The organism is Duganella sp. Root198D2 (genome assembly GCF_001428585.1).
Lineage (GTDB): Bacteria > Pseudomonadota > Gammaproteobacteria > Burkholderiales > Burkholderiaceae_D > Rugamonas.
In genome coordinates, this window is sequence record NZ_LMIC01000034.1 from 201,088 (window position 1) to 213,811 (window position 12,724).

A 12,724-nucleotide genomic window follows, 5' to 3' on the forward strand; every position below is an offset into this window, starting at 1 on the left:
AGAAAGGTGCATCGTTAAATTAGCGCAGATCAAGTGCTTTGTTTTATGCAAAACTATTTAGCTGCCGGGCGCGGGATGGCGAGTTCGATTACCACTCCATGTGCGCCGGCGGCAACCGGTCCGGCCTGGCCTTCCAGCGCCCCCGCTTGCGGCGTGGCGCTGCCGCTGGTCGATATCCGTGCTCCCACGATCAGTGGCCCTGCGTCGGCAAGGTGCTTGCCGGATGCCAGCGCGTTGCTGTCGTCAAGGGCGAACTGCAGCGGAAAACCGCTTGCCGGGCGCTTGATTGCCGCCAGCGGCATCGGCGATCCCACGGCGGCGCGGGCGTAAATAAAGAGCGTCTGGCCGGCCGAGGGTATCGCGCTGCCGGGCGCAAGCCGGATGGTGCCGGACAGGCGCGACGACGCCGTGCTGCCGGCCGGTGTGCTCGCTGCAGGCGCTGCCGCGTGCAGGCCCTGGCGCACGCGCGCTTCGGCGATGCCGGCTTGCGTCGAGCGGGCGAATTCCGAATCCTCGGGAACCAGCGGCAAGACGGCTTGCCATTGTTTCTCCGCGCGCGCGAAGTCGCCACGGGCGAAGGCCGCGCTGCCGGAGAGGGCGAGCGCTTTCGCTTGTTGCGGGTCGATGGCGAGCGAGCGTTCGACCAGGCGTTCCGGCTCGCCGGCCAATGCCCCGCCTTGCGCGGTGGCCAGCGCATCTGCATAGTCGGCCAATACGCCGGCGTCCTGCGGCAGCAGCGCGGCCAGGTGAGCGTAGGATTTGGCTGCATCTGCGTAGCGGTTCATCGCGCCGTAGGAGCGCGCCAGCATGTGCCAGCCGTCGATATCGTCGGGCTGTGTGCGAAGCCGCTCCGCCAGGCGCTCCACCATGGCAGGGATGTCTTCTTCCGACGGGCCATGGTCGGTTGGCGTAGCGGCAGCTGACAGCAGCTCCGGTGGCATGGCCAGCGCGTCCGGCCGGCCAACCTGCATATAAATGGCGACCGCCGCAGCCGGCAGCAGCACGGTGAGCAGCAAGGCAAGGCGTGTTTGCGGCCGCCGCACAATCGGCTCGCCCGATGCCGGCGCAGGATCGGCGACCACGGTGCTGTGCAGTAGCGGTGGTACGACGCAGCCGAGCGCAATGGCGGACATGACGGCGATGATGGCGATGAAGATGCTCATTGCTTGCCCTTCCAGAAGCTGCGCACCGCCACGACACCTGCCGCGAGCAGCAGCAGGGGGCCGAACCAGAGCAGGGCGGTGCTGGTGTTCAGGGGCGGTTCATAAAGGACAAAGTCGCCATAGCGCTGCACCATGAAGTCCACCACTTGCCGCTCGCTGTGGCCCTGGGCCAGTTGCTGGTGGATCTGGTCGCGCAGGTCGAGCGCCAGCGGAGCGTGCGAGTCCGCCAGGCTCTGGTTCTGGCATACCAGGCAGCGTAGCTCGCCGGCCAGCGTCATGGTGCGCGCGTCCAGCGAAGCGGCGCTTGTGGTGTCAGCCATTGGCCAGCTCCTTCACCATGCGGGCCACGCGTTCGCGCGCATCGGGCGCGGACAGCGGGCCGATATGCTTCATGCGGATAATGCCGCGACGGTCGATGACAAAGGTCTCCGGCACGCCGTAGACGCCGAAATCGATGCCGATGCGGCCGTCATGGTCGAACGCAATCTGGCGATATGGATTGCCGTTGTTTCGCAGCCAGCGCAGGGCGTCGTCGCGCTGGTCCTTGTAATTGAGGCCGATTACCGGAGCGTCGACGGCGCGCGACAGGTCCATCAGGTCCTTGTGCTCGATGCGGCAGCCCTCGCACCAGGAGGCCCAGACATTCAGCACCCATACCCGTCCCTGCATTTTGGCAGGCGAGACGGTGGCGGCAGGGTTATCCAGCAATTGCGCCGAGAATTGCGGTACGGGTTTGCCGATCAAGGGCGACGGCAGCTCGCGCGGGTTGCGCTGCAAGCCAATGCCGAGGAAGGCAAGAAGTACCGCGAACAGTCCGGCGGGAAGGATGAAACGTTTCATTGAGGCTCCTGCAGCAAGGGCATTGCCACCAGGGGCGGCACCGGCGCCGGCGACGAGGCGGGATGGCGAGCCTGGCGTGCGGCGCGATAGCGGCGATCGGACGCCGCCAGCAGGCCGCCGACGGCAAACAGCACGCATCCGCCCCAGATCCAGCCGACGAAGGGCTTGAGCTGGATGCGCAGCAGCCAGCGCCCGTCGCCAGCCGAATCGCCCAGCGATACGTACAGGTCGCGCATCAGGCTGCGTTCGATGGCAGCTTCGGTCATGGTGTCCTGTGCCACCGTATAACGGCGCTGCTCGGGATAAAGAAGCGCCACCGTCCGTCCCTCGCGCGCAACGGCCACGCTGGCGCGCAGGGCGGTATAGTTCGGCCCGCGCGTGTCTTCCAGCTTGTGCAAGGTGAAGCTGTACTCACCGAGCGACGCTTGCTGGCCGGGTGCCAGTACCACGTCCTGCACCAGTTCATGCCCCTTGACCATGGTGACGCCGATCACGAACACCGCCAGGCCGGCATGCGCCGCGAGCATGCCCCACCAGGAACGGGGCTGGCGCGCCAGGTTGCCGCGTTGCTGCAGCAATTGCCAGCCGGTGCCGAGAAGAATCCACGCGGCGAGCAGCAGGCCGAGCGAAGACATCACGGAACCGCGCGCCATCAGCGCGGCGCCGAAGCCAACGCCGAGCGCAATGGCGGCCGGCCAGCGCAGGCGGCGCGCCAACTGCGCCAGCGTCCCGTTGCGCCAGCGCGCGAACGGGCCTGCTGCGACCAGCAGAAGCACCGGCAGCATCATGGGTACCAAGACTTTTTCAAAATAGGGCGGGCCAACGGAGATCTTGCCGGCGCCGAGCGCGTCCAGCACCAGCGGGTACAACGTTCCAAGCAGCACCGTGCCCGTCGCCGCCAGCATCACCACGTTCTGCAGCAGCAGCAGCGATTCGCGCGACAGCGGCGAAAACACGGTGCGCTGGCGCAGCCGCGGCGCCCGCCATGCGTACAGCAGCAGCGAGCCGCCGACCACCACGGCCAGGTAGGCCAGGATAAAGGCGCCGCGGCGCGGATCGGTGGCGAAGGCGTGCACTGACGTCAGTACGCCGGAGCGCACCAGGAAGGTTCCCAGCAGCGACAGCGAAAACGCCAGGATGGCCAGCAGTGCGGTCCAGCTGCGGAAGGTACCGCGCTTTTCCGTCACGATCAGCGAGTGCAGCAGCGCCGTGCCGACCAGCCAGGGCATGAAGGAAGCGTTTTCCACCGCATCCCAGAACCACCAGCCGCCCCAGCCCAATTCATAATAGGCCCAGAAGCTGCCCATGGCGATGCCCAGGGTGAGAAAACTCCACGCCGCCAATGCCCAGGGCCGGGACCAGCGCGCCCACGATGTATCGAGCCGGCCGCCCAGCAAGGCGGCGACGGCAAAGGCAAAGGTCACCGAGAAGCCGACGTAACCCATATACAGCAGGGGCGGGTGCGCGATCATGCCGGCGTCCTGCAGCAGGGGATTCAGGTCGTTGCCATCCGGCGCCGCCGGCAGCATGCGCAGGAACGGATTGGAGGTCAGGATCAGGAACAGCAGGAAGCCTACGGCCACCAGGCCAAGCACGCCGACCAGGCGCGCCTGCACCTCGCGCGGCAGCTGCTGCGACAGGAAGGCTGCGGCAACAGTCCATGCCGACAGCAGCCATGTCCACAGCAGCAGGGAACCTTCATGCCCGCCCCAGGCCGCGCTCAACCGGTATTGCCACGGCAGCAGCGTGTTCGAATGCTGGGCCACATAGCGCAGCGAAAAGTCGTTGGCGTACAAGGCGTAGAACAGGCAGCCGAAAGCCAGCGAACTGAAAATGAACTGCCCCGCTGCGGCCGGCCGCGCCAGCGCCATCCAGCGCACGTCGCCACACTGCGCTCCCGCCAGCGGCAGGAAACCCTGCACAGCCGCCAGCAGCAATGCCAGCACCAGCGCGAAATTGCCTGCTTCGGCGATCATGGCAAGCCTTTCAGGGACGCCGGTGCACGGCCTTGTTCCAGCGCGTGCGCTGCTTCCTTCGGCATATAGTTTTCATCATGCTTGGCCAGCACTTCCTGCGCCAGGAACAGCGCGCCCTGGCCCAGGCGTCCTTGTGCCACGGCGCCTTTACCTTCCTTGAACAGGTCGGGCAGCGTGCCCTGGTAATGCACCGGTACCTTCTGCACATTGTCGGTAATGACGAAGCTGACGGTCAGGCCGTCGTCCAGGCGCCGCACGCTGCCTTGTTCCACCAGGCCGCCGATGCGGAAAATGCCGCTGCGCGGGGCGGCACCGGCCGCCACTTGCGAGGGCGTGAAAAAGAACACCAGGTTATCGCGGAAGGCGGACAGCACCAGCGTCGCTGCGATACCGCATGCGGCCAGGCTGGCGCCGATCAGGGCGAGGCGTTGGCGACGCGGCTTCATGCTGTACCTTCTTCGTTAGTGCTGGCGACGGCGGCCTGCGCCTCGCGCTCGCGTCGTGCCAGCGCCCATACCTCCAGCATCATCAGTCCAGATACCACGCCAAACGAGCCCCATACATAGGAGCCGTAGCCGCCCATGGCAATGAAGTCCTGCAAGCTATGCCAATTCATTTCGTCCTCCGGCGCAGCCAGGCAGCGCTGCCGTGCCGTTCCAGCACGATGCAGCGGGCGCGGCGCAGCGCGACTGCAATCCCATAACACCAGAATGCCGCCACCATCAACAGCATTGCGGCCAGCATGGCAGGCGCCATGGTTGGAGCGTTGCCAAGCGTGACGGACGGCCCCTGGTGCAGGGTGTTCCACCAATAAACCGAAAAATAGATGATCGGGATGTTCACGGCACCGACCAGGGCCAGTACCGCAGCAGCGCGATCGGCGCGGCGCGGGTCGGCGATCGATGCGTGCAGTCCCATATAACCAAGATAGAGGAACAGCAGGATCAGCTCCGACGTCAGGCGCGCATCCCATACCCACCAGGCACCCCAGGTCGGTTTGCCCCACAGGGCGCCAGTCCATAGCGCGAGGAAAGTGAACAGCGCTCCGGTCGGGGCCAATGCGCTGGCCATGATCGACGAGACACCGGTGTGGTAGGCCAGTCCGAACCCGGCCCATCCCGCCATCGCCATATAGATCAGCATCGACATCCACGCCGCGGGCACGTGGACAAAGATGATGCGGTAAGCGTCGCCTTGCTGGAAATCGGTCGGGGCGACCAGCAGGCCGATAAGCAGGCCTGCCAACCCTGTCAGGACGCCGAGCGCCGTAAACCACGGGATCAGGCGGCCAGCCAGGTAATGGAAATTGCGGGGGGAGGCGAAAGTGAATACCGTGAGGCGGCGCTTAGCGCCGTTTGCGGTGGAATAATACGGTTGATTCATATGCTGAACTCCGTCCTACTCGTGTGCGATCCGCAGCGCTGCGGCAGTAGCCCATGGCGCAGCAGCCAGCGACCCGGCCAGCAGGGCGCCCAACAACATCAGGTGGGGCGCACTGCCGGTACCGTCACCGGCGGCTACAACTGCGGAACTACCAAGAATTAATAAGGGAATATACAGAGGCATCAATATCAGCGCAACAAGGACACTGCCGCCACGCGCGCCCAGCGCCAGGCCGGCGCCAATGCTGCCCAGGAGGCTCAGGACCGGCGTGCCAAGCAGCAGCCCAAACCACAGCACGCCCATTGCCTCGGCTTCGAGCCCGTACTGCAAGGCCACCAGCGGCGCCAGTACCAGCAGCGGCAGGCCGGAGGTCAGCCAGTGCGCCAGCACCTTGGCCAGCACCAGGATTTCCAGCGGTAGCGGCGACAGCAGCAATTGTTCGAGCGAGCCGTCTGCATGGTCGTCGGCGAACAGGCGTTGCAGGCCAAGCAGGGAGGCCAGCAAGGCGGCTACCCATACGATGCCGGGCGCCACGCTGCGCAATAGTTTGGAATCCGGGCCGATCGCCAGCGGGAACAGCGTTGTCGTGACAAGGAAAAAGCCCAGCGGCATCAGCGCATCGCTGCGCCGCCGCAGGGCGAGCAGCAGGTCGCGCTGCATCAACTGGCGGGCCGCTTTCAGCATGCTGCGTCCAGCTGCAGCCGGCGTGCGCCAGGCAGGGCCGGGTCCTGGTGGGTGGTCAGTACCAGCATGCCGCCGCGCGCGCAATGCGCCTGCAGGATCCCGCCGACTTGTGCGGCGGAGTCCTGGTCCAGGGCCGCCAGCGGTTCGTCGAGGATCCACAAGGGGCGGGCAGGCGAGAGCAGCAGGCGGGCCAGGGCCACGCGCTTGCGCTGGCCTTGCGACAGCAGGCGCACCGGGCGCTGGGCTTCCGCCTTCAACCCAATGGCATCGAGCGCCCGCAATGCATCGACGCGGCTGCATCGTTCACCGGGCAGGCCGCCCAGCGCCAGGTTTTCCCATGCCAGCAGGTCGGGCTTCAATCCGTCCGCATGGCCGATGTGGAGCAATTGGGAATGATAATGCGCGCGCGTGGCGAGGATAGGCTGGCCCTCCCAATGCACTGCGCCACGGTCGGGCAGGGCGAGTCCGCACAGGGAGCGCAGGAGGGTGGTCTTGCCGCTGCCATTGCGGCCCTGCACCCAGAGCGCCTCGCCGGCTTGCAGCGAAAAGCTGACGCCCGCAAACAAGGTGCTGCGGCCGCGGCGGCATGTGAGCTGTTGACAGGTCAATCCCATGAATCCCTCATTGAAGTGGCGATCATGCTATCACCCGTATGTTCGCTTGCCAGGGCCGAATTGACAAATCTATAATCTAGATCATGTTTCCCCGAAATTTTGTACGCTTCCTGGTTTTTTCCCAGTTTGCTGTATCCATCCCATTGTTTGCCGCCGAGAGCGAAGAGCCAAAACGCCGCAGTATCGCGGTGCACGTGGCGCCGCAGGCGCTTTCCCTGCAGCTCGATGGCCGCCTCGACGACGCGGCCTGGCAGCTTGCGCCGGTCAACTCGCGCTTCTATCAATACCAGCCGGAAGATGGGCGCGAGGCGCCGGGACACCTGCGCACGACGTTGCGCGTCCTGGTAGACAAGGACGCGCTGGTGTTCGGCATCCGGGCCTGGAACGGCGACCCGAAGACCCTGAACGGCACGCTGGCGCGGCGCGACAAGGTCGACCGCGACCAGGATTTCATCGGCATCTGGATTGACCCGACCGGCCATGGCCGCTCGGCGCAATTCGTGCGCGTCAACGTCGCCGGCGTCATGAGCGACGGCATCTACCGCGCCGACGAAGACGAGGAAGACCTTGGTCCCGACTACCCGGTGGAGAGCGCAGTCCACCTGCTGCCCGATGGCTATACGATGGAAGTGCGCTGGCCGCTATCGAGCCTGCGCTTCCCGTACGGCGAAGGCAAACCGTGGCGCCTGATGCTGGAGCGCAGCGTGCCGCATGAAGACAATATGCTGCTGCTTAGTGCACCGCTGAAGAAAGAGTCGCTGCATTTCATCGCCGAGATGGAGGAAATCGACGGCATGGCACAGGTGCTGCCGACGGTGCAGGACAAGGCATTCTGGGAATTCCGCCCCGAGCTCACGCAGCGATTCAAACGCGACTACGGCAAGAGCAGCAGCCGGACCAGTCCTGGCATGGACATCAGCGCCCGTCCGCGCGCCGACTGGGTTTTCAACGCCACGCTGAATCCCGACTTCTCGCAGGTGGAGATCGACGCCCCGACCAGCAACGGCACCAACCGCATTGCATTGAGCCTGCCGGAAAAACGCGGCTTCTTTCTTGAAAGTGCCGACGTGCTGGGAATGCGCCTGCCGGCGTTCTACTCGCGCACGGTGGCCGATCCGCGCTGGGGCATGCGCGCCACATGGCGCGGCGCCGACGCAGATGCCACGGCATTGGCGCTGGACGACCGCGCCGGCGGCGTAGTGATGCGCGGCAGCCCCTACGCAACGCAGGAACACGCCAGTGCCGGCGACAGCAAAGTGACGTTGCTGCGCGCCCGCAGCCATGGCGAGGAAGCCGTAGCCGGCGTCTTCCTGTCCGACCGCGATTACGGCGCCGGTGCGCGCAACAGCGTGTTTGGCACCGACGGCCAATGGCGTACTTCGGCCAATGGCGACGGCCATCTGCAGCTCGCGTGGACGGCCATGGCGTCGCGCACCACCGCCCAGTTCGACGGCGAGGGGCAAGCCTTGGCCAGCGATGCGCGCAACAGCGGCTATGGTTACGGCAGGTTGAATTACAGTTCCGACGATTGGTCGAATGTCGCGCAGCTCGAAGTCATCGGCAGCAACTTCGCCAACGATAACGGATTCGTGCCGCAGGCCGGCATTATCAAGGGCGATGTCGAACTGAATCGCCGCACGGGAGCGCGCGACCTGGCGCTGTTTGAAGCCTACGAGACGGAGCTGCACCTGGGGTTGCATGAAATCCGCACCCTGTCGCACGAAACCGTCCAGCGCTGGGTACGTCCCGGCATCTGGTTCTATGCCGGCCACCAGACCCGCTACTGGGCCGAACTTGGCTTCGACCGCCAGCGCGGACGCACCGGCGCAAAGCTGCACCAGACGCCAGCGGCACACATGGGCATTGAAAGCACGCCATCTTCATGGTTCGTCAAGCTGAAAGGCGAACTGACGCTGGGCCGCCAGCTCGATGTGGAAGCGGACCAGGTGGGGCAGGGCGGCAACCTGGAACTGGAAGCGAACCTGCGCTTTCCGCTGCCGGCCGGCTGGAGCCTGGAATCGGACCACCGCTGGAACCGTTCCTGGGTCAAGCACCGCAGGCTACAGGATTTCAGCGATACAGGATGGCGCTGGGTCGGCACCCTGCATGCCACGCAGCGCGACGCCTTGCGCATGATCGTGCAGAACACCGCCTCGGGGCGCCAGGACCTGGCGCCGCAATTGCTGGAGCCATGGAGCGAGCGATACCGCCACCGCTCGCTGCTCTACAAGCGCACCACCCGGCACGACCGCATCGTTTCCATCGGCGCCACGACAGACGCCAACGGCGCCCTGCCAGGATCCAGCAAAGGCCTGACCCTGAAAGTTCAGTGGGGAATCTAAATTCGGTGCCAGGTCTGTCAATCGGACACCGGTGACGCACCTTTGCGCCAGATCAAGACGCAGTGATAATTGAGGCGCGCGCAAATGACGTGTGTGGCATTTGCGCGCGTATTGAGATAGATCAAAGGTCAGGTCCCGCTGTCCAAATGACAGACCTGGTACCGACTTTGGCACCGACTTTTGGCACCGATTTCTAGAAGCTGCGGGTCAGGCTGACCGACAGGGTGCGGCCGCGGCCGGCATACTGTCCGGACGGGTCTTTATAGTCAATCTTTTGCCCGGCAGTAGCCGGGTAATTGGTGTTGACCGACTGCGGGTAGTAGCCGACGTACTGGCGGTCCGCCAAGTTCTCGATGCCGATACCCAGCTTGCCCCATGGGGAATCGTAGCTGGCCGCCAGGTCGATCAGGGCGTAGCCGTTGAAGTGTTCTTCCAGCTGGGTCGTATTCACTTTGCGGCCGATATTGATGTCGCGGTCGAATAGCGTGCTTGCCTGCAGGCGCAGGTTCGCTTTCGGCATGAATTGCCAATTGGTGCCGGCGACCAGCTTGTCCGGGCCTTGCGAGCGTGCACCCAGTTGCACGTCCATCGGGGCGCCGGCGGTGGTGGCGGTCTTGCCCATCGTGCGGGCATAGGATCCGAAGGCCGACAACTGCTTCGACGCGCGCAGCTCGCCGGATACTTCCCAGCCGCGCACGGTGGTTGGTACCCGGTCCAACTGGCCGATGCCGGCGGAATTCACACGCAGCGCCGTGCCAAGCTTGGAGCGCGAATCGTAGACCGAGGCGCCGAGGCTGCCCATGGCGCCGCGCCAGTTCACGCCGATCTCGTTATTGCGCGTGATGACCGGTTCCATGTCAAACAGCTTGTCGACCGATTGACCCGGCTTGTTGACTGCGCGAAGTACCAGGCCTACGTCCGGCAGGCCGAAACCCTCGGCGCTGGAGACGAAGGCGGACCAGTTCTGGCTGAATCGCCACACTGCGCCAATGTTCTTCACGTTCTTGGTGAAGGAGCGCTCGCCGCCTTGCACCAGGCGGTTGCCGTAGGCGGCCAGGGTGGTGTAGGTGTCGACATTCAGCTTGGCGTCTTCGTGGCGGATGCCGCCGCGCACGGTCAGCTGGCCGATTTCATATTCAAGCTGGGTGAACGGGGCCAGCGACGTGAAGTCGAGGGTCGGCACCCAGGTGCGCCCGGTGGCTGCCAGCCATTGCTTGGTGCGGTCGCGCAGGTAGTCCAGGCCGGCGGTGAATTCGAGGCCTTTGAGCAGGGTGTCGGGGCGTACATAGGTCAGCTTGGCGCCGTATTTGTCGGCCACCACTTCGGACTGGTCGTACAGCTTGGTCACAGGCAGGATCCTTACGTCCTGGAAGGTGGAGGTATTGGTGGCGCCGTACAGCGATGCGAAGTCCTGCTTGAACAACTGCGCATTGAAACTTCCGCCCAGCAGGGCATTATGGCGGTATTCCAGGCTGGTGGTTTCGACTTTATTGCGCGGCGGTGCACCTTCCGGCCGGCCTGGCCTGGAGCTGGTCGGGGTGCCGGTCGCGTAGACGGCATCGACCGGCGCGTAATCGCCGTCGCCTTCCATGCGGAAGCGGTTGACGGTCAGTTGCAGGCGCTGGTCGCCGAAGTTCTTGCCGATCTTGAAGAACAGGTCGGTGCCCTCGGAATCCATGGTGTCGCCTTGCACCGCTTCGATGCCGAGCGGGCGGCCCTTGCCGTCGTAACCGAGGCCGCGTTGCTGGACGCTGCCGAATGCCAGCAGGTCGAAGTCGCCGGATTTGTGCTGCAGGGTGTAGCCGGTTTTCCAGTCCAGGCTGTCGTGCCGCAGTTGGGAGGACATGCGCACATTGACCGACTGGGTCGTGCCTTCCGCTTTCGGCGACTTGGTAATGTAGTTGACGATGCCGCCGGTGGCGCCCATGCCCTGCATGGCGGAAGCGCCGTTGATCACTTCCACCCGTTCGATGATGGCGGTATCGGCCACATAGCCTTCACGCATGCCGCCGCGCAGCGGGTTGGTTTGCGGCACGCCGTCCAGCAGGATCAGGGCGTTGCGGCCGCGCAGCGATTCGCCGGTGGAACTCATTTTCTGGCGGCTTGGTGCGTAGCCCGGAATGTAGGCGGCCAGTGCGGCGGAAGGGTCGTCGGCCACCAGGTACTGGGCTTCGAGTTCGCGTTGCGAAATCACGGTCACCGCGCCTGGGATCTTGTCGACGCTCTTGCTGTTGCGGGTTGCCGTTACGACCACTTCCTTTATCGGCTCCTCGGCGCTTTGTGCCATTGCTGCACTCCCGGACAGGGCGAGGCAGGCCAGTGCGACGGCACGGGTGAGGGGATTCAGCGCGGTCATAAAGTGACTCCTAAACAGAAAGATACAAAAGAAGGCAGCAATGATAATCATTCTCATTTATAATTTCAAACACTTTATTGCTGACACAAAAAATGCTGACCGGTTTGCTGCGTGCGCGGCTGCGCGATATTCACCTGTATGTGTCCCTGGTGTTCGGGGCGATCTTCGTCATGGCCGGCCTGACAGGAGTGCTCATTGCGTGGACCCATGAGCTGGATGGGGCGCTGAATCCGCGCCTGCTGCATTCGCGCAGCGCGGGCGACAAGGCCGATGCCGCGCCAACACCGGCCCAGGCGCAGGCTGCCTACGAGCGCCTGGCCGCCGAGCCCGGCTATGGCAAGCCGAGCATGCTGATGCTGCCGTTCGAGTCAGATGGTGTCTATGTGGCCTGGTACCGCAAGCCGAACAGGGACAAGGGCAGCTTCGACAACGAGGTTTCGCGCCAGGTCATGCTGGACCGCTATACGCTGGAAATCCTGGGCGAGCGCAATTACGGCGAAATCGGCTTGTCGCGCGAGCTGTTGATGCCGACCTTGTTCCAGTTGCACCGCTACCTGCTGGCCGGCGACGTCGGCAAGACCGTGATCGGCATCAGCGGCCTGCTGCTGACGGTCACGTCGCTGATGGGCTTTGCGCTGTGGTGGCCGAAGCATACGCTGGCCAGCTTGCGCAAGTCGCTGAGCGTGCGCGGCGCGCTGGCTTCGCGCCAGTTCAATTATAGCTTCCACCGTTCGGCGGGCTTTTTCATGACGCCGGTGCTGGCGGTGCTGGGCTTTTCCGGCCTGGCGATGAACCTGCCGGACTGGGTGCGGCCGGTGGTGGGCGCTGTGGCGACACTCGAGCCTAACGCCAAGATGGCCAACGGCCCGGCCGAAGGCCGCAAGCCGATCAGCGTGGCCACGGCGCTGGAAGCCGCGCAGCAGCGCGTGCCCCAGGGGCGCCTGACGCGCGTGTCGTTCGGCTCGGCGAAAACACCGTTCGAAATCCGCATGCGCCAGCCGGGCGAGGTGCGCGAGGGCGACGGCAACACCCGCGTCAGCGTGGATGCCTTCAGCGGCAACGTCCTGCGCCTGCGTGATCCGCTAAATGCGGCGGCGGGCGACACCTTCCTCAACTGGCAGTTTCCGCTGCATTCAGGCGAGGCATTCGGGCTGGTGGGTCGGGTGCTGGTGTCGTTCAGCGGGCTGGCGCCGTTGGCCTTCATGATTACCGGCCTGGTGTTATGGCTGGGCCGGCGCGCCATGCGCCGCAAAGCCCATGCCATTGCTGAGACAGCTAGCATAAAAGAAGCTAAAAAAATTGCCAAGCGGGCACAGATGCGCCACACTGAAAGCTGTGAAAATGTGTGAGATTTCGTGGCCGCGGC

12 protein-coding genes are annotated in these 12,724 nt (G+C 64.7%); 2 read left to right on the forward strand and 10 right to left on the reverse strand.

The window, feature by feature from the left end; all coding sequences use genetic code 11:
• Window positions 1–53: 53 nt before the first annotated feature.
• From ASE26_RS21035 to ccmA, 9 genes are read right to left on the reverse strand one after another with little or no spacing between them, the layout of a single operon-like run.
• Window positions 54–1,163, reverse strand: a complete 1,110-nt coding sequence (locus ASE26_RS21035; RefSeq protein WP_055925856.1) for a hypothetical protein — start codon at window positions 1,161–1,163, stop codon at window positions 54–56.
• The gene (locus ASE26_RS21040; protein WP_057246879.1) at window positions 1,160–1,483 is read right to left on the reverse strand and encodes a cytochrome c-type biogenesis protein; all 324 of its coding nucleotides are present in this window, start codon (window positions 1,481–1,483) and stop codon (window positions 1,160–1,162) included. The genes ASE26_RS21035 and ASE26_RS21040 overlap by 4 nt, the downstream gene beginning before the upstream one ends.
• The gene (locus tag ASE26_RS21045) at window positions 1,476–2,003 is read right to left on the reverse strand and encodes a DsbE family thiol:disulfide interchange protein (RefSeq protein ID WP_057246880.1); all 528 of its coding nucleotides are present in this window, start codon (window positions 2,001–2,003) and stop codon (window positions 1,476–1,478) included. The genes ASE26_RS21040 and ASE26_RS21045 overlap by 8 nt, the downstream gene beginning before the upstream one ends.
• Entirely contained in the window at window positions 2,000–3,979 is a 1,980-nt protein-coding gene (locus ASE26_RS21050) for a heme lyase CcmF/NrfE family subunit (protein ID WP_057246881.1), read from the reverse strand. The genes ASE26_RS21045 and ASE26_RS21050 overlap by 4 nt, the downstream gene beginning before the upstream one ends.
• On the reverse strand, window positions 3,976–4,425 hold the full coding sequence (ccmE, locus tag ASE26_RS21055; protein WP_057246882.1) for a cytochrome c maturation protein CcmE: 450 nt from the start codon (window positions 4,423–4,425) through the stop codon (window positions 3,976–3,978). Before ccmE ends, ASE26_RS21050 begins: the two co-directional genes overlap by 4 nt.
• On the reverse strand, window positions 4,422–4,595 hold the full coding sequence (gene ccmD, locus ASE26_RS30175) for a heme exporter protein CcmD (protein ID WP_082591436.1): 174 nt from the start codon (window positions 4,593–4,595) through the stop codon (window positions 4,422–4,424). Before ccmD ends, ccmE begins: the two co-directional genes overlap by 4 nt.
• Window positions 4,592–5,362, reverse strand: coding sequence for a heme ABC transporter permease CcmC (gene ccmC, locus ASE26_RS21060; protein ID WP_055925871.1), 771 nt, complete (start codon window positions 5,360–5,362; stop codon window positions 4,592–4,594). Before ccmC ends, ccmD begins: the two co-directional genes overlap by 4 nt.
• A gap of 15 nt (window positions 5,363–5,377) precedes the next feature.
• Complete coding sequence (ccmB, locus tag ASE26_RS21065; protein WP_057246883.1) at window positions 5,378–6,046, reverse strand: heme exporter protein CcmB; 669 nt, start codon at window positions 6,044–6,046, stop codon at window positions 5,378–5,380.
• On the reverse strand, window positions 6,040–6,660 hold the full coding sequence (gene ccmA, locus ASE26_RS21070; protein ID WP_055925877.1) for a cytochrome c biogenesis heme-transporting ATPase CcmA: 621 nt from the start codon (window positions 6,658–6,660) through the stop codon (window positions 6,040–6,042). The genes ccmB and ccmA overlap by 7 nt, the downstream gene beginning before the upstream one ends.
• A gap of 83 nt (window positions 6,661–6,743) precedes the next feature.
• Here ccmA and ASE26_RS21075 point away from each other — a divergent pair, with 83 nt between their 5' ends.
• Complete coding sequence (locus tag ASE26_RS21075) at window positions 6,744–9,002, forward strand: DUF5916 domain-containing protein (RefSeq protein WP_057246884.1); 2,259 nt, start codon at window positions 6,744–6,746, stop codon at window positions 9,000–9,002.
• Window positions 9,003–9,195: 193 nt separating this feature from the next.
• Here ASE26_RS21075 and ASE26_RS21080 read toward each other — a convergent pair whose 3' ends face one another.
• The gene (locus tag ASE26_RS21080; protein WP_229207054.1) at window positions 9,196–11,358 is read right to left on the reverse strand and encodes a TonB-dependent receptor; all 2,163 of its coding nucleotides are present in this window, start codon (window positions 11,356–11,358) and stop codon (window positions 9,196–9,198) included.
• A 92-nt stretch (window positions 11,359–11,450) separates the two neighbouring features.
• Between ASE26_RS21080 and ASE26_RS21085 the strand changes: the two genes are divergently transcribed.
• Window positions 11,451–12,707 carry a PepSY domain-containing protein gene (locus ASE26_RS21085; protein ID WP_082591437.1) on the forward strand — a complete coding sequence of 419 codons (1,257 nt, stop codon included), beginning with the start codon at window positions 11,451–11,453 and terminating at the stop codon, window positions 12,705–12,707.
• The last annotated feature ends 17 nt before the right edge of the window (window positions 12,708–12,724 follow it).

Bases quoted from the DNA above. Each gene is read 5' to 3' on its own strand.
- ASE26_RS21035 (WP_055925856.1), bottom strand. From the start codon at position 1,163: ATGAGCATCTTCATCGCCATCATCGCCGTCATGTCCGCCATTGCGCTC.
- ASE26_RS21040 (WP_057246879.1), bottom strand. From the start codon at position 1,483: ATGGCTGACACCACAAGCGCCGCTTCGCTGGACGCGCGCACCATGACG.
- ASE26_RS21045 (WP_057246880.1), bottom strand. From the start codon at position 2,003: ATGAAACGTTTCATCCTTCCCGCCGGACTGTTCGCGGTACTTCTTGCC.
- ASE26_RS21050 (WP_057246881.1), bottom strand. From the start codon at position 3,979: ATGATCGCCGAAGCAGGCAATTTCGCGCTGGTGCTGGCATTGCTGCTG.
- ccmE (WP_057246882.1), bottom strand. From the start codon at position 4,425: ATGAAGCCGCGTCGCCAACGCCTCGCCCTGATCGGCGCCAGCCTGGCC.
- ccmD (WP_082591436.1), bottom strand. From the start codon at position 4,595: ATGAATTGGCATAGCTTGCAGGACTTCATTGCCATGGGCGGCTACGGC.
- ccmC (WP_055925871.1), bottom strand. From the start codon at position 5,362: ATGAATCAACCGTATTATTCCACCGCAAACGGCGCTAAGCGCCGCCTC.
- ccmB (WP_057246883.1), bottom strand. From the start codon at position 6,046: ATGCTGAAAGCGGCCCGCCAGTTGATGCAGCGCGACCTGCTGCTCGCC.
- ccmA (WP_055925877.1), bottom strand. From the start codon at position 6,660: ATGGGATTGACCTGTCAACAGCTCACATGCCGCCGCGGCCGCAGCACC.
- ASE26_RS21075 (WP_057246884.1), top strand. From the start codon at position 6,744: ATGTTTCCCCGAAATTTTGTACGCTTCCTGGTTTTTTCCCAGTTTGCT.
- ASE26_RS21080 (WP_229207054.1), bottom strand. From the start codon at position 11,358: ATGACCGCGCTGAATCCCCTCACCCGTGCCGTCGCACTGGCCTGCCTC.
- ASE26_RS21085 (WP_082591437.1), top strand. From the start codon at position 11,451: ATGCTGACCGGTTTGCTGCGTGCGCGGCTGCGCGATATTCACCTGTAT.